The organism is Bradyrhizobium sp. 2TAF36, from assembly GCF_052114925.1.
Taxonomy (GTDB): domain Bacteria; phylum Pseudomonadota; class Alphaproteobacteria; order Rhizobiales; family Xanthobacteraceae; genus Bradyrhizobium; species Bradyrhizobium barranii.
Map to the genome: position 1 here is coordinate 76294 of NZ_JBFRFR010000020.1, position 25922 is coordinate 102215.

A 25922-nucleotide genomic window follows, 5' to 3' on the forward strand; every position below is an offset into this window, starting at 1 on the left:
GTTTCCGGGAGGCGGAATGAACGACACCGTTACCAAGCCTAAAACCAGGACGAAGACCAAGGTCGAGCGGCCCAAGCTGCACAAGGTCATCCTGATCAACGACGACTTCACGCCACGCGAATTCGTCACGATGATCCTCAAGGCCGAGTTCCGCATGACCGAGGATCAGGCCTACAAGGTCATGATCACCGCGCACAAGCTGGGCGCCTGCGTGGTCGCCGTGTTCACCAGGGACGTCGCCGAAACCAAGGCCACCCGCGCCACCGACGCCGGCCGCGCCAAGGGCTATCCGCTGCTGTTCACGACGGAGCCCGAGGAATAGGGCTTCGCTGCTCGCGAGCCACGCCTGAGGCTGCTGTGATGATCTGGTCGCAAGCTACTTCAACCTGGCAAAGACCTTGCTGAACTCCGGAAGCTGCAGCCTCCGCTTCTCCTCCAGGTATTCAGATTCAGTGAAGGGGCCGCTCACGAAAACCCGCACCGCAACGTCCCATTCGTTTGCTTTTCGCGAGATGTAGTAAAACTCCGTGACGGAGCGGTCCGGTCGCTTTCCCGATGTCCATGGATGGCGAGCGAACACGATGTACTGGGCGTTCGCGCCGGCCTGAAAGACCGTAGGCTCCGGGAGGCCGTCGCCAACGCAAGTTCCATCCGTGCCGACGGAGCGGCAAAGCGTCATGTCGTCATCCGTGTCGACGGCGACGAGACGATAGGGACCGTCAATCGCGTCGTCCTGAACGAACCCGCAGGCTGCCAGAAACAGGAAGAGTGCCAAGCATACCCATCGTCTCACATGCGGGATCATGCATCGACTTTCAGGCCATCACCACCGGCGTCTCTTCGGCAAGCCCATACACGCGCTGCGCCTTGGAAAATCCCGCGATCGGAAATTCGCCGAGCTCGCGCCAGTCATGGCGGCAGGCGTTCGCGAAGACTTCCGAGACCACGACGGTCCGCCCCAGCCGGCCCGTGATCTTCTCCAGCCTTGCCGCGAGATTGACGGCGGGGCCGATGCAGGTGAAGTCGAGCCGGTTGCCGCCGCCGATATTGCCGTAGAGGATGTTGCCGACGTGCAGCGCGACGCCGAAGCGGAAGCGCTCGACGATGTCGCCGACCGGGAAAGCGAGCGCCTCGACGCTGGCGCGGGATTCGCGCGCGGCCTCCAGCACGCGGGTGCAGACATGGGCGGCATCGCCGACATATTCGTCGATCGGGAACACCGCGAGCAGGCCGTCGCCCATGAATTTCAGCACCTCGCCGCCATGGCCCCGGATCGCGGTGACCTGGCAGTCGAAATACTGGTTGAGGATCTCGACCACGGTCTCGGCCGGCAGCCGGTCCGACAGCGCAGTGAACCCGCGCAGATCCGAGAGCCAGATCGCGGCCTGCATGGTGTCGTTGTGGCCGCGGCGGATCTGGCCGCCGAGGATGCGCGCGCCGGCACGGTTGCCGACATAGGTGTCGAGCAGCATCTCGGCGGTGCGGCGCAGGCTGATGATCTCGCTGACGCGCGCAAGCGGTGCCCCGAGGGTCCGGATCGCCGCGATGTCGTCGTCGCTGAAGCCGCCGGGCTGCCGCGTGACCCAGCTCGTCGCATGGATCGAGCCGTCGAGATAGTGCATCGGCATCGCGAGGTAGTCGGTCACGCCTTCGGCGCGCATGTCGTCGAGGAACGGAAACCGCTTGCTGTCCGGATCGTCCATCCGTCCCCGGACCTCCAGCCCCTCCTCGAACACGATCCGGAGCGGGCTCCGGGCGAACTCGGGCGTCTCCAGGATCTCGAAATCGACGGTGCCGATCTCGACCTTCTGGCCCTGCCGCCAGATGAAGTTGCGGCCGAAGATTTCCGGATGCAGCGTGCGAATGAAGATGCCGAACCGCGACAGCGGCAGGCCGGCCGCGACCAGATGCTCGCAGACCTCGGCGATCATCTCGGAAGGAGTCCCGGACGACCTCGCACCGTCGATCAGCCAGTTGGTGATGCGCTGGATCTCGGAGTTTTGCATGTCCGCATTTGCGGACGAAGTTGTGGGGACGTCAAGCTGCGCGGTGGGCTAGTACCGCGACACGAATGCCCTACCGGCCGACCTGCCCGCGATCCCGAATGAAATGATCGGCGAGCACGCAGGCCATCATCGCCTCGCCGACGGGCACGGCGCGGATGCCGACGCAGGGGTCGTGGCGGCCCTTGGTGAAGATCTCGGTGTCGGCGCCCTTGCGATCGACAGTGAGGCGCGGCTGGAGGATCGACGAGGTCGGCTTCACCGCGAAGCGCACCACCACCGGCTGTCCGGTGGAGATGCCGCCCAGAACGCCGCCGGCATGGTTGGAGAGGAAGCGCGTGCCATCATTGCCTGTGCGCATCTCGTCGGCGTTCTCTTCGCCGGTGAGCTCCGCCGCGCCAAAGCCGGCGCCGATCTCGACGCCCTTCACCGCGTTGATGGTCATCATCGCGCCCGCGAGATCAGAATCGAGTTTTGCGTAGATCGGGGCACCAAGGCCTGCCGGCACGCCTTCGGCGACGACCTCGATCACCGCGCCGATCGACGAGCCGCTCTTGCGGATGCCGTCGAGATAGGTCTCGAAGAACGCGGCCTTGTCCTTGTCCGGACAGAAGAACGGATTTTTCGCAATCTCGTCCCAGTCCCATTTGTCGCGGTCGATCTTGTGCGGGCCGATTTGCACCAGCGCGCCGCGGACCTTGACGTCGGGCAGCACCTTTCGCGCGATCGCACCCGCAGCGACGCGCATTGCCGTCTCGCGCGCCGAGGAGCGGCCGCCACCGCGATAGTCGCGCAGGCCGTATTTGGCCTCGTAGGTGAAGTCGGCGTGGCCGGGACGAAACTTGTCCTTGATCTCGGAATAGTCCTTCGAGCGCTGATCGGTGTTCTCGATCAGCAGGCCGATCGGGGTGCCCGTCGTCACCTGCACGCCGGTCTCCGGATGCGCCATCACGCCGGACAGGATTTTGACCTGGTCCGGCTCCTGGCGCTGGGTGGTGAAGCGCGATTGGCCGGGCCGGCGGCGGTCGAGATCCTGCTGGATATCGGCCTCGGTGAGCGGGATCATGGGCGGACAGCCGTCGACCACGCAACCGATCGCTACCCCATGGCTCTCGCCGAAGGTGGTGACGCGGAACATGTGGCCGAAAGTGTTGAAGGACATCGCTGCTCGCTGGGTCGGGTCCGGCGTGTGGTAACGCGCGGGGGGCCGGGGGTCAAACCCATAGCCACCGTGGATGACGGCGAACCGGCCTAACTAAACTTCTCCAGCCGCCCGTCGCGGAAGACGTAGACGGCGCCCTGCTCGATATAGAGCTCGGCGGCGCTGGCCGGCGTCTCAAGGCCGAGCGAAACCATCAGGGCCCGGCAAGTCCCGCCATGGGCGACCGCAACGGTATCGGTCCGGAGCTCGTCGTACCAGGCCCGCACGCGGACCTGCACATCGGCGTAGGTCTCCCCGTCCGCGGGGCCGACCGTCCATTTGTCGGCGAGGCGCCGGGCGTAGACGTCCGGATCGGCCGCCTCGCTCTCGGCCAGCGTCAGCCCTTCCCAGCTGCCGTAGCCGATCTCGCGCAGGCGATCGTCGAGCGCGTAGTCGGCCTGCGGCAGTTCGAGCTTGCCGCGCGCGAGTTCCATGGTCTGGCGTGCACGCCCGAGCGGGCTCGACACATAGGGTAACGCCGCCTTGTCCTTGCCGTCGCGCTTGAAAAGATCCGCCAGCACGCCGCCGGCCTGCACGGCCTGACCGCGTCCACGCGCGTTCAGCGGAACGTCCTTGGTGCCCTGAAGCCTCCCGAGCGCGTTCCACTCGGTCTCACCGTGGCGAAGATAATAGATCGTGGGCACGGGCATTCCAGATTTATAAGCTAGTCCTTGCCGCCGAACGAGATGTCCGGCGCGTCCGGGCGCTTCATGCCGAGCACGTGATAGCCGGAATCGACGTGATGCACCTCGCCGGTGACGCCGCGCGCGAGATCGGAGAGGAAATACAGCGCGCTGCCGCCGACGTCTTCGATCGAGACGTTGCGCCGCATTGGCGCGTTGTTCTCGTTCCACTTCAGGATATAGCGGAAGTCGCCGATGCCGGATGCCGCGAGCGTCTTGATCGGGCCGGCCGAGATCGCGTTGACGCGGATGTTCTTCTCGCCGAGATCGGCCGCGAGATAGCGCACGCTGGCCTCCAGCGCAGCCTTCGCCACGCCCATCACGTTGTAGTGCGGCATCCACTTCTCGGCGCCGTAATAGCTGAGCGTGATGAGCGAGCCGCCATCGGTCATCAGCTTCTCGGCGCGCTGCGCCACGGCGGTGAACGAGTAGCAGGAGATCAGCATCGACTTGGAGAAATTCTCCGGCGTGGTGTCGACGTAGCGGCCATCAAGCTGCTCGCCATAGGCGATCGCGTGCACCAGGAAGTCGATCTTGCCCCACTTCTCCTTCAGCACTGCGAAGGCGGCGTCGATGGTGGCAGCATCGGTGACGTCGCAATGGCCGAGCACGAGACCGCCGATCTCGGCGGCGAGCGGCTCGACGCGCTTCTTGAGCGCATCGCCCTGATAGGTGAAGGCAAGCTCGGCGCCGGCTGCGTGGCATGCCTTGGCGATGCCCCAGGCGATCGAGCGGTTGTTGGCAAGGCCGAGGATCACCCCGCGCTTGCCTTGCATCAGTCCCTGTATCAGACCTGAATCCTGCGACATTTTTGAGCGTCCCGTCGAGCTCTCGTTGAGGTCTGGAGGTACACCAGCCCTCCTTCGCGGTACAGTCCTAATACGCGGCGTTAACGCTGTTTCAAGCGCCGGAATAGCCGTTCCGTTCGGGTGTTATGATGATTGAGGCGCTCGCGCCGGACACCAGGACGTCAAGACGGCATGAGTGCGTTTCGCCAGAGTGTGGAAGCCATGATCCCGGCGTTGCGCCGCTACGCCCGCGCGCTCACGCGCGATGCGGATGCGGCCGACGACCTGGTGCAGGATACGCTGGTGCGGGCGCTGCGTTCGGAGCGCCTGTTCCTCGGAGGCGATGTCAGGAGCTGGCTCTATACGATCCTGACCAACCTCAACAAGAACCGGCGGCGCTCGCTGGCAAGGCGCCCGCAATTCACGCAGCTGACGGAGAACAATCCGGATGCCAGCGGGACCGAGGCCGAAGGGCGCGACATCGAGAAGGCGCTGGCGACGCTGGTCGAGGAGCAGCGCTCGGTGCTTCTGCTGGTGATGCTGGAGGGCATGAGCTACCGCGAGGTCGCCGACATCCAGGGCGTGCCGATCGGCACCGTGATGTCGCGCCTGGCGCGGGCGAGAGCCCACGTTAAAGCATCGCTGGAAGGTGAGCGCCCGGCGCTCAAGCGGGTGAAGTGATGGCAGTGTTGATGCATCGCGCGGGTCGCTTCGCCTGCATGGAGCGGGAAGCAGCGCAGTTGAACCGCGAAAGACATTTTGGGCCGCAGAGCCAGAGACGATCGATATGAACGACCATAATATTCCCATTACCGAAGACGAGCTGCACGCCTATGTCGACGGCGAGCTGCCGGCCGAGCGCCGCGCCGACGTCGAGGCCTGGCTTGCCGCACACCCTGACGATGCCGGACGCGTGCAGTCCTGGCGCGCCATGGCCGAGATGCTGCACGCGCGTTACGACTCTGTCGTCCAGGAGCCGGTGCCGGCCCGGCTGGAGCTCGAGCGGCTGGAGCGCCGTCCCCGGCAATGGTTCTATGGCGCCGCGGCGGCTGTGCTGGTCGCCTTCGTGGCCGGCGGCACCGCCGGCTGGGTGGCGCACGGCGCCGCCAACGCCCCCTCGACCTTCCAGAGCTTTACAGCGGACGCGCTCGACGCCCACCGCCTCTATGTCGTCGAGGTTCGCCACCCGGTCGAGGTCGGCGGCAACGAGCGAGACCATCTCCAGGCCTGGCTGACCAGGCGCTGCGGCTGGACCGTGTTCGCGCCGAACCTGGAGGCGAGCGGGTTGAAGCTCGTCGGCGGCCGGCTCTTGCCGGGGCCGAACGGTCCGGCGTCGTTCCTGATGTATGAGGGCGCCTCGGGCGAGCGGTACACGATCTACACCGCCAAGACCGAGACCGGCGCGACTCAGATGCGCTACGCCAAAGCCGACAAGGACGGCGCACTGTTCTGGGCCGAGCGCGGCGTCGGCTACGTCGTCAGCGGCGGCAGCGATCGCGATCGCCTGACCAAGGTCGCGCAGGCGGTCTACGACCAAGCCGAGAAAAACGGTACCTGAGCAACCGCTTGAAGGCGGTGCCTCGATTCCGACATTGAAAATTTGGAATCAAGACATGGGTGCGTCTCATTATCGCACCGGATGCTCACGAGAAAATGAGTAGCGTTCGATCCGCCGATCGACGCGGGCGGCCTCGATTGGGGTTTTTGGTACCGCGCTGGTCCCCCTCTCGAGGCCGCACCTATTATCGACTGCCCCGCCGGACAGCCGACACGTCGAACCACATGGGCCGAGAGGCGCTCTCACGCCTCAGGCATATGACGAGCATCATCTGTCGAGAGATGCTCTGGACTTCTGGGAGAACCCCCTTCAGTTGCGACTTCGCCCTAAAGCGCGATGGCTCACGCTTCAGCAGTTTTCTCTGCGCATGATCTTTTCGGAAAGCCGCTGAACGCCAAATGAACGCCTCGCGCTCACGCGGCCCCCCGGGTCCGGATCATGCCTTAGCCAAGCCCGCTACGTGGATTGTAGGGGTGTTGGTCCCGCCACTTCTCCATCAATGCCTCAAGCTCGGCGTCGTTCCCGTCCGGTAGCATAATCCTGATGGTAACGAAGAGATCCCCGGTTCCGCCGGCTTTTGGCAATCCCTTGCCCTTGAGGCGGAAGGTCCGGCCGCTGGAGGTGTTTTTCGGGACCGACAGTTCCACGGCATTGCCGAGGGTCGGCACGCGGACCTTGCCGCCGAGCACCGCCTCGTAGAGCGTGACCGGCAGGTCGATCCTGAGGTCGGCGCCCTCGATCTTGAAGTACGGGTGCGGCGCGATGCTGATCGTGATCAGGAGATCGCCCGGCGGATGGCCCTGAGCGCTCTCGCCCTGCCCCCGCAACCGGATCTGCTGGCCCTCGGTGACGCCGGCCGGAATCTTGACGTTGAGCTCCTTGCCCGTCGGCAACCGGACGCGCTTCTCGCCACCCTTGACCGATTCTTCCAGCGAGACTGACATCGCGACATTGACGTCGAGATCGAGGCCGATCCCGCCGGTGTCGAATTCGAACTGCCCGGCGCCGCCGGCCCCGGGCCGCGCACCACGCGTCCCGCCGAACATGCTGTTGAGGATGTCCTCGAACGCGCCGCCGCCCTGGCCCGGGCCCGCGCCGCCACTGCGGAACGTATAGCTTTCGAACCCGCCGGGACCCGCACGGCCGCGCGGCCCGCCGCCGCCCGGAAAACCCTGGAAGCGCGGCTTGCCGTCGGCGTCGATCTCGCCGCGGTCGAACTGCTTGCGCTTGTCCTCGTCGCCGATGATCTCGTTCGCCGAATTGATCTCGGAGAAGCGCTCGGCGGCCTTGGGGTCATCCTTGTTGCTGTCGGGATGGTGCTTCTTGGCAAGCTTGCGATAGGCGCTCTTGATCGCGGCAGCGTTGGCGCTCCGCGGCACCCCCAAGACCTCATAGGGGTCGCGCATCCGTCACGTCTCCTTCAAGAGAAATCGAATTGTTCAAAGGGCTCCCCGCCCCATCTGCTGGTCATGTGGGAGGCGAGTGGCATTTTTGCAACTAGCCGCAGAGCCGATTCCTAGCTCCGCCACGGCTTTAGCGTATGAATCTCCCAACGGCCACGGCTGCTTTGGCAGCCGGCGCCCTGGAGCCAGCTTTCGGTGCTGCCATTGACGTAGCTCGCCAGGAAGTCCCGGCACTTGCGGCCGTCCTCGGCGGCGTAGGACTGCGCGATCGGCGTCACCGAGCCACGCGCTCCGGTTTCCGGATTCTCCCAGTGCTGGCTGGAATCCTTGTCGCCCTTGCTCAGGACGTCGGAGGCGGCGTTACGGGCGAAGGCAAGATCGGTGTCGGTCGGCGGGGCGTCCTTTGCCGGCCGCGCGATCGAGCCGGTCAGGTCGCTGTCGTCGGCCTTGGCGTAGGCACTGGTGTCGTTGCGGGAAAAGCTGCAGCCGCCGGAGCCGAGCCCGATCAGAATCATTGTCATGACAAAGCCGGACGGCCGGATCGCCGATAGGCCAACGCGTCCCCATGCCCTATATAGGGCGGTAGCGGACAACAACGCGTTTTGGGCCGCGGGACGCAATTCGGACTCCGGACATGACCGACACGACCTCGATGAAACACCAGACACCCTTAACATCCGGTGATTTCACCGCCGCCGACGAACCGTTTGCGCTGTTCGAGGCCTGGCTGAACGAGGCGATCAAGAGCGAGCCGAACGATCCGAACGCCATGGCGCTCGCAACCGTCGACCCCGACGGGCTGCCAGACGTGCGCATGGTGCTGATGAAGGGCTTCGATGCCGACGGTTTCGTCTTCTACAGCCACATCGCGAGCCAGAAGGGCCGCGAACTCGCCGCAAATCCTAAGGCGGCGTTACTTTTTCACTGGAAGTCGCTGCGCCGTCAGGTCCGCATCCGCGGCAACGTGACGCCAGTGACCGACGCCGAGGCAGACGCTTACTTCGCCACCCGTCCCAAGCAGGCGCAGATCGGCGCCTGGGCGAGCAAGCAGTCCGAGGCGCTGGAAAGCCGCTTCGCCTTCGAACAGGCCATCGCAAAGGTCGCGGCCAAGCACATCATCGGCGAGGTGCCGCGGCCGCCGGGCTGGAGCGGCTGGCGCATCACGCCCTCGCGTATCGAGTTCTGGCACGACCGCCCGTTCCGCCTGCACGACCGTATCGAATTTCGCCGTGACGCGGCCGGCCAGCCATGGTCCAAGACGCGGATGTATCCCTGAGCTTAGGCCGACCTGAAAGATGTCCATGCCGCATTCGTCCAATGCGCCGCGCCGCACGCTGCTCCTGACCGGAGCGAGCCGCGGCATCGGCCACGCCACCGTGATCCGGTTCTCGTCGGCGGGCTGGCGCGTCATCACCTGCTCGCGGCATCCCTTCCCCGAGGACTGTCCGTGGGACGCCGGCCCCGAGGACCACATCCAGGTCGACCTCGGCAACCCCCTGGACACCGCGCGCGCGATCACCGACATCCGCAACCGGCTCGAAGGCGGCATGCTGCATGCGCTCGTCAACAACGCCGCGATCTCGCCGAAGGGTCCGGGCGGCTCGCGGCTTGGCTCGGTCGACACCGACCTCGACACCTGGACGCACGTCTTCCACGTCAATTTCTTTGCGCCGATCATGATCGCGCGGGGATTGATCGAGGAGTTGAAGGCGGCCAGGGGCTCGGTCGTGAACGTCACCTCGATCGCGGGCTCGCGCGTGCACCCCTTTGCGGGCGCCGCCTATGCCACATCGAAAGCCGCGCTTGCATCCCTGACGCGCGAAATGGCCTCCGATTTCGGCCGCGTCGGCGTCCGCGTCAACGCTATCGCGCCGGGCGAGATCGACACCTCGATCCTGTCGCCGGGCACCGAGAAGATCGTCGACCAGCAGATCCCGATGCACCGGCTCGGCACGCCCGACGAGGTCGCCAAGATCATCTACGTGCTGTGCACGGACACCAGCTCTTACGTCAACGGCGCCGAGATCCACATCAACGGCGGCCAGCACGTGTAAGGCCAGGCAGGCGAAGCATGGGCCGGTTCGCGAGCACTGCGTCACTCTACGAGCATTTGCGGCCGCCCTACCCGAGCGAATTCTTTCGCAGCGTCGCGCATAAGCTTGGTCTTACCAAACAGAGCAGCCTGATAGACCTCGGCACCGGACCCGGACTCCTGGCGCTCGGCTTCGGCCCCTATGTCGGCCGCATCGTCGGCGTCGACCCTGAACCTGCCATGCTCGATGCGGCGCGACGCGCGGCTGCGAGCGCAGGCCACGCACTCACGCTGATCGAAGGCAAGGTCGAGACGCTTAGCCCCGACATCGGCGCATTCGACGTCGCGACCATCGGCCGCGCGCTGCATTGGATGGATCGTGAGCCGACGCTTGCGCGGCTCGATCGACTGGTCGCGCGCGATGGGGCAATTCTGATCTGCGCCTCGTTCTCGGCCACCGACGGCAGCAACCCGTGGCTCGATGGCTACAACGACGTCCGCCGCCGCTGGTCACCGGCCAAGCTCTGGGAGGAGGCAGGCATGGGCACGCGCACCCATCGCGACTTGCCGGCGTTCTTTCGCGGCAGCGCCTTTCAGCCCACCGAGCTCGTCACGGTTGAGACCAGCCACACAATCAGTGTGCAGGACCTGACACGCCGCACCCTCACCTACTCGTCGTCATCGCCGGAAGCGCTTGGCGAAAATGCCGACGCGATGCTGCGCGACGTCGGGCAGCATCTCGCTCCCTTCAGTCGCGACGGCGCCATCGCCGAGACCGTCGTCTCGACGGCCCAGATCGTGAAGCGCTAGATGATTTTCCCGCTCGAAGGGCGGGAAGCAAGGCGATCCAGACAACGCCGCCGCAGGACCTGGATCGCCTTTACCCTTCCGTTCCTCAATCGACTCGAATCCGACGCGACCGATCGCGCAGCCGCGGAGCGGCCGTGCTGAACGCAGTCGAGCAGTCGTCGTCGTTCTCACCGTCGAGCAGCGGAGCACCACAGTGCCGGCACATGCGCGCCGACATCGACAACGCCTTGCCGCTCGCCAGGACCTGACGATAATTCGCCAGATCGATGACGTTGCGGGGCGACGTTATGTGTTTTTCAACCATGGCTGTTCCTCGCGGCTAACATGCTGCTTATCGCAGACAAGTTTCGCGCAAACGTTCAGCCCACCGCTCAAATTTTACCGGAGGAATTGGGGCGGCGGGCACACATCACGGCGCGGCCTCAATCCCGCTCTATTCTGCGACACCAACCACCGTGTCTCGTTGAACGGCGTAAGGTCTCGGTAGGTATCAAAGCCACTTCTTCCACTTGAAGAGCCAGTACGGGACGATCGCGGCGGCGAGCATCATCACCAGCGCCATCGGATAGCCGTGGACCCATTCGAGTTCCGGCATCGCCTTGAAATTCATGCCGTAGATCGAGGCGATCAGCGTCGGCGGCATCAGGACAACGGCCATGACCGAAAACAGCTTGATGATGTTGTTCTGCTCGAGATTGACGACGCCGAGCATGGCGTCGAGCACGAAGGTGATCTTGCTGGAGAGATAGGAGGCGTGGTCGGTCAGCGAGGCGACGTCGCGCTGCATGGTCTTGAGCTGCTCGCGCATGTCCTTCGACCATTTCACGCCCTCCACCACCGCGGAGAGGAAGGTGACGACGCGGCCGATCGACACCAGGCTTTCGCGAACCTTCGAGGTCAGATCGCCCTTGCGGCCGATCGAGATCAGGATCTGGGAATATTGCTTGGCGTGGCCGTGGCGCTCGCTCTCCGGCTCGAAGATGTCGTGCGAGACCTGGTCGATCTCGGCGCCGCAGCGCTCTAGGATGTCGGCGCAGCGGTCGATCACGGCGTCCAGCAGTTCCATCAGCACCATCTCGCCGGTGATCGCGGGCGTGCAGGACCGGGCCAGCTTGGCCTCGACCAGCGCAAACGGCTTGGGCTGGTCGTAGCGCACCGTCACCAGGCGATGATCGCCGAGAATGAAAGTCACAGCCGTGGTCCGGGGCATGTCGGTGTCGGACTGGCACATCAGCGTCGCCGTCATGTAGCGCGCGCTGTTCTCGATATAGAGCCGGCTGGAGATCTCGATCTCCTGCATGTCCTCCCGGGTCGGGATCGCAATACCGGAGAGCCGCTCCACCGCCTTGTCCTCAGCCGCGGTCGGGTTGACCAGGTCGATCCACACCGCATGCTCCGGAACCGCCGCGAGGTCTTCGACAACCGCTTTCTTGAGGGAGGAGTCGGAGGGAACGAACACAGAAAACATGCACAACTCCAGCAGGGGCCTGCGACAGACTGACAGCCCTTAGCGCGATTCTGACAAGTTCATGATGACAAGCACATTAACGGAGCGTTTGCATTTGTGGCGGCGCCGTGGCCCAACCGTGGCACGGAATCGACAGTCGGGCGTGCTTTGCCTAAAAACCAGCACAGGAGCGCAAAACTTGCGGCAAAAAAGCCACAGCTCGGCTCTTGCAGCGCGGGAAAAGGTCCGAAACGCTGGAATTGTGGCAGATTTCAACGATAATAGGGCCCAACGGAGTCGTGGTTTGGGCGCGTCTCAAGCCCCGCGAAAGCTAGTTGTTGTCGATTGGAATCAAATCATGTCGTCGCTGAAAGTTATGCTGGGTATTTTGGCCGCTGGCCTGATGCTGTCGGGCTGCATGCAGGCCACACATTTTGAAGCGACCGACACCAAGGCCTTCAAGCCGAAGGACAAGGAACTCCTCGCCAAGGTCCGGTACGAGAACACCCCCGTCGCCGAGCCGTTCCGCCGCGCCATCGTCGATTACCACCGCAAGGAATCGCCGGGCTCGATCGTGGTCGATTCCGACAACCATTACCTCTACTGGGTCATGGATGGCGGCAAGGCGATCCGCTACGGCATCACCGTCGGCGAAGAAGCCATGGCCTGGTCGGGCATTGCCAAGGTTGGCAGCATGACCGAGTGGCCGGCCTGGCATCCGACCCCGGGCGAGATTTCGCGACTGGGCGTGCCGACCTACGTTGCACCGGGTCCGGACAATCCGATGGGCTCCCGCGCGATGTATCTCTACTCCGGCGGCAAGGACACGCTGTTCCGCATTCACGGCACCAACCAGCCGGAATATATCGGCGCCTCGATCTCGTCGGGCTGCATCCGCCTAACCAACGAAGACGCGATCGACCTCTATGGCCGCGTCAAGGTCGGCACCATCGTCGTGGTGCTCGAGCCGAAGCATGGCGACTCGCCCTACAATTCGCGCCTCGCGCTCGGCGGCAGCCAGACGGGCCAGGCGGGCAGCTACTGATCGCCTCCTGCTCTCGGACATTCAAAAGCGCCGGTTTTACCGGCGCTTTTTTGTTGCCGGCTTGTGCGGCTCGGCTTTGGTGCCATCGGCGGCCGACTTGTCCGCCGGCGCAGGGGATTTCTGCGCCGGCTCGTCATCAGCTCCGTCCTTGGCCCCATCCTTGGCCTCAGGCCTGGCCGCGACCTCGCGCGGCGGCGCCTCCTCGGGCCGTCCCGCCGGCAGCAACGGGGCGACCTGCGGCAGGGGATCCCAGACGTTCCACTGACAGATCCGGTAGTCGTTGCGCCGCTGCGCCAGGTCGAGATGGATGTGGTCCTCGTGATACCAGTCCGAGCCCGGACCGAGCACGGTGGAAAAGCGCGCGCAGACTGAATGCAGCACGCGCTCGCGCACATCGCGCGGCATGCCGCGGTCGGTCAGGCCGATCGACCGCCCGTTGGCGAGCTTGATGGCGCGGACGTCGAGCGCGTTGGCCTTGCCGTGCTCGGACAGCATCGCGCCGGCGATGCGGTTACGGCCTCGGCATTCGAAACTGTCGAAATTGTCGAGATCGCTGATGGTCGAGCCGAGGCTCGCCGCCAGCGGCACCATGTCCTTGCGCACCCAATCGGCGATCGCGGAGGCCATGGTGCAGCGGAGGATCGCCGCCGGCTTGACCGCCACCTTGCGCTTGTCCGGCAGCACGATCGCCTCCAGCCGCACCAGATCCTCGCCGCCGCAGGCGCCGGGGCCGCGAATATCGGGAATGGACGGCGCGACGGCGATCTCCTCGGTCAAGGCGAGCCGGCAGACCGAGAGCTGCTTCTCGGGCGGCGGCGCGGCCTCGACGGGCTTGGTCGCGCTCGGCTTGTCTGCGGAAGGCTTCCCCTCTGCCTCCGGCGCGGCCTCGTCCGTTGCTTGGGGGGCCTCCTCCGGGCGGGGCTTTGGTAGCGGTATCCTGGCGGAGTGCACCTTCGCGCGCGGCCGTGGTGTACCAAGACCGAAGATATCCAGCGGCGTAGCATATTTTCGCGCTTCTGCCCGCTCCGCCAGCACAAGCGACAGCCCGAGCGCAGCGGTAACCATTGCCGCGCCTGCGGACATATAGCCGCGACAAGACCATTTGCGGCGAAAGTCCGGCAGGCTAAAACTCATGACAATTCTTTGGCCCAGCGCTGAGAGCTATAAAAAGTCCAGCCCACCTCGGAGGAATGTCTGAATGCTTGGTTTGATGCAAGATTGGCCCCTGCTCTGCCACCGGATCATCGAACACGCCGCCAAGATTCATGGCAAGCAGGAGGTCGTTACGCGATCGGTCGAGGGACCGATCCATCGCACCACCTACGGCGAAATCCACAAGCGGGCGCTCAAGGTCTCGCAGGTGCTGGAGCGAGACGGCATCAAGCTCGGCGACCGTGTCGCAACGATCGCCTGGAACACCTGGCGCCATCTCGAGGTCTGGTACGGCATCATGGGGATCGGCGCCATCTGCCATACCGTCAATCCCCGCCTTTTCCCCGAGCAGATCGCCTGGATCATCAACCATGCGCAGGACCGCATCGTGATGACCGACCTCACCTTCGTTCCGGTCCTGGAGAAGATCGCCGACAAGCTGCCAAGCGTGGAACGCTACGTCGTGCTCACCGACAAGGCGCATCTGCCTGAGACCACGCTGAAGAACGTGGTCGCCTACGAGGACTGGATCGCGGAGGCCGACGGCAAGTTCGAATGGAAGGACTTTGACGAGAACACGGCCGCCGCGATGTGCTACACATCCGGCACCACGGGCGATCCGAAGGGTGTCCTGTATTCGCATCGCTCCAACGTGCTGCACGCGCTGATGGCGAACAATGTCGATGCGCTCGGCACCAGCGCGTCCGAGACAATGCTGCCGGTGGTGCCGCTGTTCCATGCCAATAGCTGGGGCATCGCCTTCTCGGCCCCCTCGCAAGGCACCAAGCTGGTCATGCCCGGCGCCAAGCTCGACGGCGCCTCCGTCTACGAGCTGCTCTCGACCGAGAAGGTGACGCACACGGCGGGCGTGCCCACGGTGTGGCTGATGCTGCTGCAGCACATGGCCGCCAACAATCTGAAGCTGCCGGCTTTGAAGATGGTGATCTGCGGCGGCTCGGCGATGCCGCGCTCGATGATCAAGGCCTTCCTCGACATGGGCTCGAACGTGCGCCACGCCTGGGGCATGACCGAGATGAGCCCGATCGGCAGCGTCGCGGCGCTGAAGCCGCCGTTCCAGAATGCGACCGGTGAGGCGCGGCTCGACGTGCTTCAGATGCAGGGCTATGCGCCCTTTGCGGTGGAGATGAAGATCACCGACGATGCCGGCAAGGAGCTGCCCTGGGACGGCAAGACCTTCGGCCGTCTCAAGGTCTCCGGCCCCGCCGTTGCCAAGGCCTATTACCGTGTCGACAGCAACATCCTCGACGAGGAAGGCTTCTTCGACACCGGTGACGTCGCGACCATCGACGAGGCCGGCTACATGCGGATCACCGACCGCTCCAAGGACGTGATCAAGTCCGGCGGCGAGTGGATCTCCTCGATCGACCTCGAAAACCTCGCGGTCGGCCATCCCGCCGTGGCGGAGGCCGCCGTCATCGGCATCTATCATCCCAAATGGGACGAGCGGCCGCTGCTGATCGTGCAGCTCAAGCAGGGCCAGCAGGCCAGCCGCGAGGACATCCTGAAGTTCATGGACGGCAAGATCGCCAAATGGTGGATGCCCGACGACGTCGCCTTCGTCGAAGGCATTCCGCACACCGCGACCGGCAAGATCCTGAAGACCGCACTACGCGACCAGTTCAAGGATTACCGTTTCCCGAACGCGGCGGCGTAACCCTCGGTACCGCCCTCCCCTGGAGGGCGTGAGCGCTCGACGCATTGAAGCCTCCATAACGACATGGCCGGGCCTGTCCCGGCCATCCACGCCTTGCCCCGCGGCACGGAGAACGTGGATGCCCGGGCATAGGCGAGTGGAAGCGACGCCGTCCTTCGGACGGCTATGCCCGGGCATGACGGTCTGGGCGCATGCGGAACCCTTGAATTTGCCCCCGGGCCGTGGTCTCAACGGCCCATCGTCGCGCCAAATCGGCCGACATCGCCCAAAACCCCGGCAGAGCTTCACCCGATGGCCCGCAGGTTTTCCGCTCCCTATCAGTCGGAGCCCGTGTCCAGCCTCGCGAGCTGGGCGCGTAATCTGGCCGTGTTCGCGGTGGTGGCGGTGGTGGTCTCGATCATCATCGTCCGCTTCGACTTCCTGGAGATGAAACCGGCGCTGATGACGTTCTTCGGCGGGCTCGCGATCGCCGGCCTCTCGATCCTGTTTGGGCTCGCGGGCTTTGCCGCGATCTGGCAGAACGGCTCGCGCGGCATGGGGCGCATCCTGCTCGCCTTCCTCATCAACGGCGCGATCCTCGCTTATCCCGCTTATCTCGCCCTGCAATACCGCAAGCTGCCGCCGATCTACGACATCACCACCAACCCGATCGACCCGCCGCGCTTCGACGCGCTCGCGCACCTGCGCACCGGCGATGGCACCAACACCGCGGTCTATGCCGGCCTCTATTCGGCCGAGCAGCAGCGCCAGTTCTACCCGGACATCGAGCCGATCGAGCTGGAGATCCCGGTCGATCGGGCCTATGCGATCGCGCGCCAGCTCGTCATCAAGCGCAAATGGCTCGTCATCGACGAGCGCGAGCCGCAGCCACCGCGCCGTATCGGCCGCATCGAGGCGGTGGCACGGACGCCGATCATGGGGTTCCGCGAGGACATCTCGATCCGGGTCGTGCCCGATGGTGACGATTCCCGCGTCGATATCCGCTCGGCGTCGCGCTATTTCGACAGTGATCTCGGCAGCAACGCCGCGCGCGTCAAAAAATTCATCGACGATCTCAACACCGCCGCCGACGCCGACGCGCTGAAACCGGTGAAGAAGACGCCGGTCGCGCCACCGAAGGCACCGGCGAAGACGGTGAAGAAGTAGCCCCGCTGTCATTCCAGGACGATGCGCAGCATCCAGCCCGGAATGACGAGAAGCTAGGCCCCCGCCATTCGATACGTACCGCCGATCACGGGATCGCCATCCGTCGCCACCACGCCGCGCGCGACCAGATCTTCCAGATGCGCCAGGACCGAATAGCCGGCGGCCGTCGTCAGCCTGGGATCGATGCCGATATAGATCGCGCGCACCATGGTCGGGATATCGGCCTCGCCCTTGGCCAGGCGGTGCAGGATCGAGGCTTCGCGCGCCTTGCGGTGGCGGATCAGGAAGCGCACGAAGCGCTGGCCGTCCGGGATCTCCGGGCCGTGGCCGGAGAAATACAGATCCTCCTCGCGCGCGGCGAGGCGGTCGAGCGACTCCATGTAGTCGATCATCGAGCCGTCGGGTGGCGCCACGATCGACGTCGACCAGCCCATCACGTGATCGCCGACGAAGTTGAATTTCCGTTCGGGCCAGGCGAAGGCGAGATGATTGGCGGTGTGGCCGGGCGTCGCCACGGCCTCCAGACGCCAGCCGGCACCCTCGACGACGTCGCCATGGGCGATCCTGATATCGGGCGCGAAATCGCGGTCGGCGCCGGACTCCGGATTGTGCTTCTCGCTCTCGAAGCGCGGGCGCGAGGCACGGTGCGGGCCCTCGGCATAGACGGGCGCGCCGGTCGCCTGCTTGATCCGCGCGGTGTTCGGCGAATGGTCGCGATGGGTGTGGGTGACGAAGATATGGCTCACCGTCTCGCCCCTGACGGCATCGAGCAGCGCCGCCGCGTGCGCCTCGTCGTTCGGACCGGGATCGATGATCGCGACGTTGCCTTGGCCTACGATGTAGCTGACCGTGCCGGTGAAGGTGAACGGGCTCGGATTGTTACAGAGCACGCGCCGCACGCCGGGACGGACTTCCTCGACGACACCGGCCCTGAGCGGAAAGTTGCGGTTGAACGGGATGTCGTCGTTGTCGGACATGGGACTTCCTGTGCACTGCAGCCCCAACCCTCGCCGTCATACCCCGCGAAAGCGGGGTATCCAGTACGCCGCGGCGCCTGAGGCGAAGGCGAGGTCTCTGGGATACTGGATCGCCCGCCTTCGCGGGCGATGACAGCGGAGCAAACTAGCCGCGGCCGAAGAACGCTGCGACTAGAAAAACGCCTGGATGCCCGTGATCGCACGTCCCAGGATCAGGGCGTGGACGTCGTGAGTCCCCTCGTAGGTGTTGACGGTCTCGAGGTTATGGACGTGGCGCATCACGTGGTACTCGGCCGAGATGCCGTTGCCACCGTGCATGTCTCGCGCGACGCGGGCGATATCGAGGGCCTTGCCGCAATTGTTGCGCTTCATGATCGAGATCATCTCGGGGGCAAACTTGCCCTCGTCCATCAGACGGCCGACGCGAAGCGAACCCTGGAGGCCCAGCGCGATCTCGGTTTCCATGTCCGCCAGCTTCTTCTGCACGAGCTGGGTCGCGGCGAGCGGCTTGCCGAACTGCTTGCGGTCGAGCGTGTACTGGCGGGCGCGGTGCATGCAGTCCTCGGCGGCGCCGAGCGCGCCCCAGGAGATGCCGTAGCGGGCGCGGTTGAGGCAGCCGAACGGGCCCTTGAGGCCGGACACGTTGGGCAGCAGCGCGTCCTCGGGAACCACGACGCCGTCCATCACGACCTCACCGGTGATCGAGGCGCGCAGGGACAGCTTGCCGCCGATCTTCGGCGCGGAGAGGCCCTTCATGCCCTTTTCCAGCACGAAGCCGCGGATCTGGTTGTCGTGCTCGGCCGACTTGGCCCAGACCACGAACACGTCGGCGATCGGCGCGTTCGAGATCCACATCTTGCTGCCGGTCAGGCGATAGCCATCCGAGACCTTCTCGGCGCGGGTCTTCATGCCGGCCGGATCGGAGCCGGCGTCGGGCTCGGTGAGACCGAAGCAGCCGACCCACTCGCCGCTGGCGAGCTTCGGCAGGTACTTCTTGCGCTGGTTCTCGTCGCCATAGGCGTAGATCGGGTACATCACCAGCGAGGACTGCACCGAGTTCATCGAACGATAGCCGGAATCGACCCGCTCGATCTCGCGCGCGACGAGGCCGTAGGCGACGTAGCTCGCATTGGCACAGCCATATTCCTCAGGCAGCGTAATGCCGATCAGGCCGAGCTCGCCCATCTCGTTGAAGATCTCGCGGTCGGTCTTCTCCTCGAGATACGCCTTGGTGACGCGCGGCAGCAGCTTGTCCTGAGCATAGGCGCGCGCGGTGTCGCGCACCATCCGCTCGTCTTCGGTGAGCTGCTCGTCGAGCAGGAACGGATCGTCCCATTGGAAAGAAGCCGCAGCCGGCTTGTCCTTGGTCTGAGGGCGCACGCTCATGAAACGTCCTTTCGTCTGGTTCCGTCAAAATTTGCCCGACAAAGTAAAGCGCCGCGGCAACAAGTGCAATTGCGTTGCAGATGGATGGCTCTGCGTGGACCCCGGGGATGCGCAGCGCGCGCCCCCGGAATGACAGCGCTAGCTTTCAAGCTGCTCGTTGGCAACGATCTCGATGCCGAAGCCTGACAGGCCCTTGTAGTCGTGCACCGACGAGGTGAGGTGGCGGATCGAGGTGACGCCGAGATCGCGCAGGATCTGCGCGCCGACACCGACCTCGCGCCACTGGCGGTTGCGGTCCGCCTCGCTCGCGCTCTCATCGGGTAGCGGGGCAACGGGGACACCGGCGGCTCCGTCACGCAGGTAAACCAAGACGCCACGGCCGGACTTCTTGAAGTGCTCGAGCACTGCCGCCATGCGCTTATGGCCGGTGAAGATGTCCTTGACGATGTTGGGCTTGTGGAAGCGCGTCAGCACGTTCTTGCCGTCGCCGACGCCGTTATAGACGAACGCGACGTGGGCGATGGAATCGAACGGCGAGCGGTAGGCATAGCCCTGAAGCGGCCCGATCGGGCTGTCGGTGACGAAGGTCGAGACCCGCTCGATCAGCTTCTCGCGCACCTGGCGGTAGGCGATCATGTCGGCGATGGTGACATGCTTGAGCTTGTGCTGGGCCGCAAAGCGGGCGACCTGCTCGCCCTTCATCACGCTGCCGTCGTCGTTCATGAGTTCGCTGATGACGCCGACCGGCGGCAGGCCGGAGAGCTTGCACAGGTCGACCGCGGCCTCGGTATGGCCGGAGCGCAAGAGCACGCCGCCGTCCTTGGCAATCAGCGGGAAGATGTGGCCCGGGCGGGCAAAATCGTTGGCGCCGACATTGGGATTGGACAGCGCGCGGCAGCACGAGGCGCGCTCTTCGGCCGAGATGCCGGTGCCGCCGTCGGGCTTGTAGTCGATCGAGACCGTGAATGCGGTGGTGTGCGCGGAATCGTTGTGGGCCACCATCGGATCGAGCCGGAGGCGGCGCGCGTCCTCGGTGGTCACCGGCGCGCAGACGATGCCGGAGGTATGGCGGATGATGAACGCCATCTTCTCGGCGGTACAGAGCGAGGCGGCGACGATCAGATCGCCCTCGCCCTCGCGGTCCTCGTCGTCGGTGACGACCACGAGCTCACCCCGGGCAAAGGCCTGCAAGACTTCCTGAACGTTATCGGGCATTTCCCAATCTCTATCGGTTATGGCCGGGAGGCTTCGCCGGACGCCTTAGCCGGACTTGGCCCCAAGCGCTAGTGTCCTGGACGCAACCGCATATGCCTGATGGCGGGCCGGCCCGCGGGTCTAAGGCTTGCACCGAAGATACCAGGGATATAGGCGCACACGGCCCGGACGGAAAGCGGCCGCGCCGCCTTCAGGGCAGCACTTCGCGCCGCTCGCCGAGCCGGACATCGAGCTCGGCCCGCTTGTCGGCCAGCAGGCCAGCCTGGGCCGCTTCGATCACGGTAAACAGCTCATGAGCGTCGCTGAGCCGGGTCACCGTGACGTAGCTGGCGCCGGCCGCGTAGAGCTCGCTCACATCCGACAAAAGATCGGCCGTGGCCACGATCATGGCGGTCGGGTTGAGGGTACGGACGTGGCGGACCAGCTTCTCGTTGCTGGCGCCCTTGAGAAGGGCGTCCGGCACGCTGAGGATGATCATCTCGGACTTGCCGACGCCGGCATGGAGCAGCGTGTCGGCGCTGCTGATGTCACCATAGATCACGTGCAGGCCGCGCGACAGCAGCGTCTTGTACACATTGGGATTGAAGTCGATCACGGTGATCTGCTCGAGCAGCACCGGCGCCTGCCGTTCGATCTCGGCCAGCAGCGCGCTCGCCGCACGGAAAAAGCCGAGGATGACGATGCGGCGGGCCTCGCCGTGGCCGCCCTCGTGCCCCTCCTCGGCGTGGCCGTTGCCATGGTCGAGGTCGCGCAGGCCGATCCGCTTCAGGGGGCCGATCGCCCAGCGGGTGATCTCGTCGCTGCGGGTCATCACGAAGGTCGAGAGCACCGCCAGCACCACGAAGGCAAAGGAGGCCGCATTCGCCGTTTCGGCCGCGATATGATGGTCGGCGACGCCGGTCTGGATCACCACCAGCGAGAACTCGGAGATCTGCGCGAGGTTAAGGGCCGGCAACAGGCTGGCGCGCAGGCCCTGCTTCATCAGGTAGAGCGGGGCGAAGGTGGTGACGAGGCGGCTCACCACCGTGAACGCCGCGATCATCAAGGCAAGCCCGATCACGGAGAGGCCCGGCACGGGAATGGTCATGCCGAGCGCGACAAAGAACAGCGTGATGAAGAAGTCGCGGAGCGTGGTGACCTTGGCGGTGACGTCGAGGGCGTAAGGGAAGGTCGACAGCGAGACGCCGGCGATCAGCGCACCCATCTCGCGCGACAGTGAGAGCCGCTCCGCGGTCTCGGCGACGAGGAAGCACCAGGCGAGCGCGCCAAGCAGGATCAACTCGGGGCGACGGGCAATCTGATGGAATAGGCGCGGCAGCACATAGCGGCTGACCAGCAGTGCGGCAGCGACCAGCACCGCGACACGGCCGATCGACAGCAGGATGACGCTGACCTCGAGATTGGCGAGGCTCGGCTGCACCGCCAGGAACAGGATGGCGAAGATGTCCTGGAGCACCAGCACACCGAGCGTGATGCGGCCGGGCAGCGTGTCGAGCTCGCGCTTCTCGTAGAGCACCTTGACGATGATCACGGTGCTCGACAGCGCGCAGGCGACGCAGAGATAGACCGCATCGAAATGCCCACCGCCGAGCGACAAGCCGATGCCGACGAAGAACAGCACCCCGAGCAGGCAGCCGCCGATGAGCTGGCCGCCCGCCGCGAACAGGATCACCTTTCCCGCCCGCACGATTTTCTTCAGGTCGATCTCGAGCCCGATCATGAACAGCATGAAGATCAGGCCGAGCTCGGAGATGACGCTGATCGATTCCTGCGATTTGACCCAGCCGGCACCGAATGGACCTATGCAGAAGCCGGCGATAAGGTAGGCCAGGATCAGCGGCTGCCGGGAGAAATGGGCGAGCAGGCCCAGCATCCAGGCAAACAGAATACAGAGAGTGATGTCGCGAATGAGTTCGTGCATACCAAATTGGTCCGTTTTGCCGCACCCTAGGGCCAGGTTGCGGCGCGGCAAGCGAGCAATTCGTCACATGCGAGCAGGGCTTTTCGCAGCAATGCTGCTATGTCCCCTCGCCTCTGCCGCGCCCGCAGCCGCGCAATCCAAGGTCAATATCGAACAAAACTTTGCCGATTCGCTCACCACACTGCCGAAGGAGGAACTCGCCGTCTCCGGCGGGTTCTATGTGCCCGCCTATTCCAGCGTTGCGATGAGCCAGGGCAAACTACGTGTCGACTTCTCGGTGACGCTGAGCGTTCACAACGCCTCCGAGACCCAGCCGCTGATCGTCAAACGCATCGCCTATTTCGACACCGCAGGCAAGCAGGTCGAGACCTACCTGAAGGGCCAGGTGGCGCTGAAGCCTCTGGCCACCGTCTCGATCTTCATTCCGACCGACGATGTGCGCGGGGGGACCGGGGCCAATTTCCTTGTCGACTGGGCCGCAACAGGCGAGATCGCCGAGCCCGTGGTCGAGGCCTTGATGGTTGGCGGCGTCGCCAATGCGCATTACGCTTTCATCAGCCAGGGCCGTCCGACCCGGACGGCCACAAAGAAGTAGAGGCCGTCCGACGAGGACGGCCGGCAAGAAGTAAGGCACGCCGGCGCAAGGCCGGTCGCTCAACAAGAACAAAACGAGGAACGCTCCCATGACGTCCAGCTTCGATTTCGCGCCCCTGTTTCCCGCAGGGCTGCCGGCCCCTTCCGCGCGCTGGACGGGCCTCGCCAAGTACAGTTTTGTCGGTGGCAACAACGACTCCGAGCAGTTGCCGCTCGACGGCCTGATCGAGGCGACCAATTCCGCCTTGCAAAAGGAAGGCCGCTCGCTCGCGACCTACGGCCTGGCGCACGGGCCGCAGGGCTATTTGCCCTTGCGCGAATTCCTGGTGACAAAACTGAAGCGCGACGCCGGCATCAACTGCACCGTCGACGACCTCCTGATCGTCTCCGGCTCGCTCCAGGCGCTCGACCTCGTCAACGCAACGCTGCTGACACGCGGCGATACCGTGATCTTCGAGCAGGACAGCTATCAGGGCTCGTTGACCCGCCTGGCGCGGCTCGGGGTCAACGTCGTCGGCATCCCCCTCGACAAGGACGGCATGCGTATGGATGTGCTGGCCTCGACGCTGGCCGATTTGAAGAGCCGCGGCATCCGGCCCAAGTACATTTACACCATCCCGACCGTGCAGAATCCCACCGGCAGCATCATGCCGGAGAGCCGCCGCGCTGAACTGGTACGGCTCGCGGCCGAATATGGCGTGCCCATCTTCGAGGACGATTGCTACGCCGATCTCGTCTGGTCGGGACAGCGACCGCCGGCGATCCACGCGATGAGCCCGAACGGCGGCGTGATCCATATCGGCTCGTTCTCGAAATCGATCGCACCGGCGCTGCGCGTCGGCTTCATCGTCGCGCCCTGGGATGTGATGTCGCGGATGCTGGCGCTGAAGACGGATGCAGGCTCAGGCGCGCTGGAGCAGATGGTGCTGGCCGCCTATTGCAAGCCGCACTTTTCGACCCACGTACCGGCACTGACGAAGGCGCTGCGCACCAAGCTCGATACGCTGATGGAGGCGCTGAACGAGCAGTTCGGGACGGCGGCCGAGTTCGAGGAGCCCAAGGGCGGCATCTTCCTGTGGGTCAAGCTGCCCGACCAGGTCGATACGCTGAAACTCTATCAGGCCGCGCTCGCCGCCGGAGTCTCGATCAATCCGGGGCCGGAATGGTCGACCAACAAGCCCCATTCCTCCTCGCGGCTCAGGCTGTGCTTTGCGAGCCCCTCGCATCAGCAGATCCGTGAGGGCGTCGCCGTGCTGGCCGAGGTCTGCCGCAAGGAGTTCGGCGTGCCGGCCCGCAGCGCCAACGTGGAGAAGCGCGCCTAAGGCTCGCTCTAGGCCACCTGAGGCTGGCTGCCGTGGATCGCGGAGGCCAGCCGCAGCAGCAGCACGATCGAGACGTTGCCCTTGCCGGCCTCGATCTGGGCGATGTAGCGCTCGGAAATCCCGGAGCGGCGGGCCAGCTCCCGGCGCGACATCTCGCACCGCGCGCGCGAGGACCTCAAGCGCTCGCCCAGCTCGGCCAGGAACGCGGTCTCGGAATAAGGCGGCACGGCACAGCTCCCCGGCAGTACCTCGCCCGCGAAATCCACGACTTGATTCAGCATCGGTCTCACCAACTTCGCCTTCGGGAGCGCCATCCTACCCTTGATACGACCGGCCTCATTGACGCGGATCAAATTCGCGCGCGATTGCCAGCTCGCGTGGACGATCGCGCGCGGGATGCTACACTTGGACTTGTTCGAGGCGGGGTTTTTCAGGACATGACGCGTTGTCTGGGCTGCTGGATCGCGGCGGCGATGCTGTGGATTGCGTTCACGCCAGCGGCCGGCGCCGAGACGCTTGCGGCGACGGTCGAGCAATGGGGCCTGCTGGGCTCGTGGGCAGTCGATTGCGCGGCCCGGCCGGACCGCGACAAGGGCTCGCTGTTGACTTACGAGATCAGGAAGGACGGCCGGGTGATGTACCGGCGCGATTTCGGCGAGGCCAGGGACGAGAACGAAGTGGTGTCCGCCACGGTCGAAGCCGAGGGCCTGCTCAATGTGATGGTTTACTTCCCCTCGCTGCACCAGGCGCGTGAATTCGGGCTGCTGCTGGCGAAGGATGGCAGCCTGCGCGCGATCTACAATCGCAGCGAGCGCGGTGTGTACACGATCAGGGACGGCAAATACGTCGCGACAGGCGCGCCGACACCTTCACAGCAACGCTGCGATTGAGCATCACGTTTGAGCATGATCGCTCGGAAAGCCGCTTCGCACTTTTCCGAATCGTGCTCTGTCTGAACATCCATTCAGAATTCTCTTCCAGTTCCTCCGGAACGTTCGCACACATGCGCCGTTCTCATGTGCATTGCATTGGAGGAGGACATCTTGAAGAAGCTTGGTTATGTGGTTGCGGCTCTCGGCGCGCTCGCGATCGTTGCACCGACGATGGCGAATGCCGAAACGGTGGTGATCAAGAACGGCTACCATCATGGCTACGGCGCCCGCGCCGAAATGCGCGAGCATCGCGACCACGGCTGGCATCGCGGCTGGCACCATCACGACCGGGTCGTCGTGGTCAAGCGCGGTCACCGTCACCATTGGGATTGATGCGTAACACATCATGGAAATGGCCCCTCGCGGGGCCATTTCTTTGCGCTCTTTCTTCCTTCTCCCCTTGTGGGAGAAGGTGGCGCGAAGCGCCGGATGAGGGGTTGCTTCAGCGCATTCAATGAGAATTGGACTCGCGGATGGAGACCGCTTGTAAGTCGAAGCGCCGCAGGTCTGCTATTGTAGACGTTGCGGTGACGGACGGGAGCCCGCAAACCCCCAGGTCGTTGCAGGCCGTGGGTGAGAGAGGTGCCCCGTCCGTTAGTCCATTGAACCCGAACAGTCGCCTGGGCCGCAAA

Annotated in this window: 28 protein-coding genes; 13 read left to right on the top strand and 15 right to left on the bottom strand. The window is 64.8% G+C overall.

From position 1 onward, the window contains the following. The first annotated feature begins 16 nt into the window (after nt 1-16). Nucleotides 17-322: an ATP-dependent Clp protease adapter ClpS gene (gene clpS, locus AB4Z51_RS13630; protein WP_014497217.1), complete on the top strand. Its 306-nt coding sequence runs from the start codon at nt 17-19 to the stop codon at nt 320-322. 54 nt (nt 323-376) lie between these two features. Here the strand turns inward: clpS and AB4Z51_RS13635 are convergent, their stop codons facing one another. From AB4Z51_RS13635 to fabI, 5 genes are all read right to left on the bottom strand, one after another. Continuing rightward, nucleotides 377-775 carry a hypothetical protein gene (locus tag AB4Z51_RS13635; protein ID WP_085401288.1) on the bottom strand — a complete coding sequence of 133 codons (399 nt, stop codon included), beginning with the start codon at nt 773-775 and terminating at the stop codon, nt 377-379. A 40-nt stretch (nt 776-815) separates the two neighbouring features. Next, nucleotides 816-2006 (bottom strand): adenylate/guanylate cyclase domain-containing protein, encoded by a 1191-nt coding sequence (locus AB4Z51_RS13640; RefSeq protein WP_085401289.1) that lies wholly within the window; start codon nt 2004-2006, stop codon nt 816-818. 70 nt (nt 2007-2076) lie between these two features. After that, nucleotides 2077-3165, bottom strand: a complete 1089-nt coding sequence (gene aroC / locus AB4Z51_RS13645) for a chorismate synthase (protein WP_071916063.1) — start codon at nt 3163-3165, stop codon at nt 2077-2079. 89 nt (nt 3166-3254) lie between these two features. Continuing rightward, a complete protein-coding gene (locus tag AB4Z51_RS13650; protein ID WP_028148204.1) occupies nt 3255-3854 on the bottom strand; it encodes a histidine phosphatase family protein in 600 nt (199 codons plus the stop codon). Between the two features lie 14 nt (nt 3855-3868). Beyond that, the gene (gene fabI / locus AB4Z51_RS13655; protein WP_085401290.1) at nt 3869-4696 is read right to left on the bottom strand and encodes an enoyl-ACP reductase FabI; all 828 of its coding nucleotides are present in this window, start codon (nt 4694-4696) and stop codon (nt 3869-3871) included. A 171-nt stretch (nt 4697-4867) separates the two neighbouring features. On the opposite strand from fabI, the gene AB4Z51_RS13660 reads away from it, so the two are divergent. Continuing rightward, nucleotides 4868-5356: a sigma-70 family RNA polymerase sigma factor gene (locus AB4Z51_RS13660; protein ID WP_014497222.1), complete on the top strand. Its 489-nt coding sequence runs from the start codon at nt 4868-4870 to the stop codon at nt 5354-5356. Nucleotides 5357-5462: 106 nt separating this feature from the next. Beyond that, nucleotides 5463-6233: an anti-sigma factor family protein gene (locus AB4Z51_RS13665; RefSeq protein WP_085401291.1), complete on the top strand. Its 771-nt coding sequence runs from the start codon at nt 5463-5465 to the stop codon at nt 6231-6233. A 443-nt stretch (nt 6234-6676) separates the two neighbouring features. On the opposite strand, the gene AB4Z51_RS13670 is transcribed toward AB4Z51_RS13665, so the two are convergent. Both AB4Z51_RS13670 and AB4Z51_RS13675 read right to left on the bottom strand, forming a co-directional pair. Continuing rightward, nucleotides 6677-7639 (bottom strand): DnaJ C-terminal domain-containing protein, encoded by a 963-nt coding sequence (locus tag AB4Z51_RS13670; RefSeq protein WP_085401292.1) that lies wholly within the window; start codon nt 7637-7639, stop codon nt 6677-6679. A gap of 110 nt (nt 7640-7749) precedes the next feature. Next, a complete protein-coding gene (locus AB4Z51_RS13675; protein WP_028158074.1) occupies nt 7750-8157 on the bottom strand; it encodes an RT0821/Lpp0805 family surface protein in 408 nt (135 codons plus the stop codon). A gap of 113 nt (nt 8158-8270) precedes the next feature. On the opposite strand from AB4Z51_RS13675, the gene pdxH reads away from it, so the two are divergent. Genes pdxH through AB4Z51_RS13690 form a run of 3 tightly spaced genes read left to right on the top strand, consistent with a single transcriptional unit; the run spans nt 8271 to nt 10478 of the window. After that, nucleotides 8271-8912 carry a pyridoxamine 5'-phosphate oxidase gene (gene pdxH, locus AB4Z51_RS13680; protein WP_085401293.1) on the top strand — a complete coding sequence of 214 codons (642 nt, stop codon included), beginning with the start codon at nt 8271-8273 and terminating at the stop codon, nt 8910-8912. A 25-nt stretch (nt 8913-8937) separates the two neighbouring features. Next, nucleotides 8938-9690, top strand: a complete 753-nt coding sequence (locus AB4Z51_RS13685) for an SDR family NAD(P)-dependent oxidoreductase (protein ID WP_063984930.1) — start codon at nt 8938-8940, stop codon at nt 9688-9690. Between the two features lie 17 nt (nt 9691-9707). Then, nucleotides 9708-10478, top strand: a complete 771-nt coding sequence (locus AB4Z51_RS13690; RefSeq protein WP_085401294.1) for a class I SAM-dependent methyltransferase — start codon at nt 9708-9710, stop codon at nt 10476-10478. A gap of 85 nt (nt 10479-10563) precedes the next feature. Here the strand turns inward: AB4Z51_RS13690 and AB4Z51_RS13695 are convergent, their stop codons facing one another. Further along, nucleotides 10564-10782 carry a hypothetical protein gene (locus tag AB4Z51_RS13695; protein WP_085401295.1) on the bottom strand — a complete coding sequence of 73 codons (219 nt, stop codon included), beginning with the start codon at nt 10780-10782 and terminating at the stop codon, nt 10564-10566. Between the two features lie 186 nt (nt 10783-10968). Further along, a complete protein-coding gene (locus AB4Z51_RS13700) occupies nt 10969-11946 on the bottom strand; it encodes a magnesium transporter CorA family protein (RefSeq protein ID WP_085401296.1) in 978 nt (325 codons plus the stop codon). Between the two features lie 337 nt (nt 11947-12283). Between AB4Z51_RS13700 and AB4Z51_RS13705 the strand changes: the two genes are divergently transcribed. Further along, complete coding sequence (locus AB4Z51_RS13705; protein WP_063984933.1) at nt 12284-12970, top strand: L,D-transpeptidase; 687 nt, start codon at nt 12284-12286, stop codon at nt 12968-12970. A 36-nt stretch (nt 12971-13006) separates the two neighbouring features. On the opposite strand, the gene AB4Z51_RS13710 is transcribed toward AB4Z51_RS13705, so the two are convergent. Continuing rightward, complete coding sequence (locus AB4Z51_RS13710; protein WP_085401297.1) at nt 13007-14104, bottom strand: extensin family protein; 1098 nt, start codon at nt 14102-14104, stop codon at nt 13007-13009. A gap of 64 nt (nt 14105-14168) precedes the next feature. On the opposite strand from AB4Z51_RS13710, the gene AB4Z51_RS13715 reads away from it, so the two are divergent. Both AB4Z51_RS13715 and AB4Z51_RS13720 read left to right on the top strand, forming a co-directional pair. Next, the gene (locus AB4Z51_RS13715; protein ID WP_063984935.1) at nt 14169-15797 is read left to right on the top strand and encodes a fatty-acid--CoA ligase; all 1629 of its coding nucleotides are present in this window, start codon (nt 14169-14171) and stop codon (nt 15795-15797) included. A gap of 291 nt (nt 15798-16088) precedes the next feature. Beyond that, on the top strand, nt 16089-16943 hold the full coding sequence (locus tag AB4Z51_RS13720) for a DUF1499 domain-containing protein (RefSeq protein ID WP_028148216.1): 855 nt from the start codon (nt 16089-16091) through the stop codon (nt 16941-16943). Nucleotides 16944-16996: 53 nt separating this feature from the next. Here AB4Z51_RS13720 and AB4Z51_RS13725 read toward each other — a convergent pair whose 3' ends face one another. From AB4Z51_RS13725 to AB4Z51_RS13740, 4 genes are all read right to left on the bottom strand, one after another. Further along, nucleotides 16997-17920: an MBL fold metallo-hydrolase gene (locus AB4Z51_RS13725; RefSeq protein WP_167768286.1), complete on the bottom strand. Its 924-nt coding sequence runs from the start codon at nt 17918-17920 to the stop codon at nt 16997-16999. Between the two features lie 171 nt (nt 17921-18091). Further along, a complete protein-coding gene (locus tag AB4Z51_RS13730) occupies nt 18092-19306 on the bottom strand; it encodes an acyl-CoA dehydrogenase (protein WP_028148218.1) in 1215 nt (404 codons plus the stop codon). 138 nt (nt 19307-19444) lie between these two features. Next, entirely contained in the window at nt 19445-20521 is a 1077-nt protein-coding gene (gene ribB / locus AB4Z51_RS13735) for a 3,4-dihydroxy-2-butanone-4-phosphate synthase (protein ID WP_028148219.1), read from the bottom strand. A gap of 190 nt (nt 20522-20711) precedes the next feature. After that, nucleotides 20712-22442 (bottom strand): cation:proton antiporter, encoded by a 1731-nt coding sequence (locus AB4Z51_RS13740; RefSeq protein ID WP_085401300.1) that lies wholly within the window; start codon nt 22440-22442, stop codon nt 20712-20714. 67 nt (nt 22443-22509) lie between these two features. Here AB4Z51_RS13740 and AB4Z51_RS13745 point away from each other — a divergent pair, with 67 nt between their 5' ends. Both AB4Z51_RS13745 and AB4Z51_RS13750 read left to right on the top strand, forming a co-directional pair. Then, entirely contained in the window at nt 22510-23037 is a 528-nt protein-coding gene (locus tag AB4Z51_RS13745) for a DUF3124 domain-containing protein (protein WP_085401301.1), read from the top strand. 88 nt (nt 23038-23125) lie between these two features. Then, nucleotides 23126-24358: an aminotransferase-like domain-containing protein gene (locus AB4Z51_RS13750; protein ID WP_028158083.1), complete on the top strand. Its 1233-nt coding sequence runs from the start codon at nt 23126-23128 to the stop codon at nt 24356-24358. 8 nt (nt 24359-24366) lie between these two features. On the opposite strand, the gene AB4Z51_RS13755 is transcribed toward AB4Z51_RS13750, so the two are convergent. Next, nucleotides 24367-24639 carry a helix-turn-helix domain-containing protein gene (locus AB4Z51_RS13755; RefSeq protein ID WP_135216540.1) on the bottom strand — a complete coding sequence of 91 codons (273 nt, stop codon included), beginning with the start codon at nt 24637-24639 and terminating at the stop codon, nt 24367-24369. A 156-nt stretch (nt 24640-24795) separates the two neighbouring features. On the opposite strand from AB4Z51_RS13755, the gene AB4Z51_RS13760 reads away from it, so the two are divergent. Both AB4Z51_RS13760 and AB4Z51_RS13765 read left to right on the top strand, forming a co-directional pair. Then, nucleotides 24796-25248, top strand: a complete 453-nt coding sequence (locus tag AB4Z51_RS13760) for a hypothetical protein (RefSeq protein ID WP_085401302.1) — start codon at nt 24796-24798, stop codon at nt 25246-25248. Nucleotides 25249-25401: 153 nt separating this feature from the next. Continuing rightward, nucleotides 25402-25623 carry a hypothetical protein gene (locus AB4Z51_RS13765; protein ID WP_071917652.1) on the top strand — a complete coding sequence of 74 codons (222 nt, stop codon included), beginning with the start codon at nt 25402-25404 and terminating at the stop codon, nt 25621-25623. Nucleotides 25624-25922 lie beyond the last annotated feature (299 nt).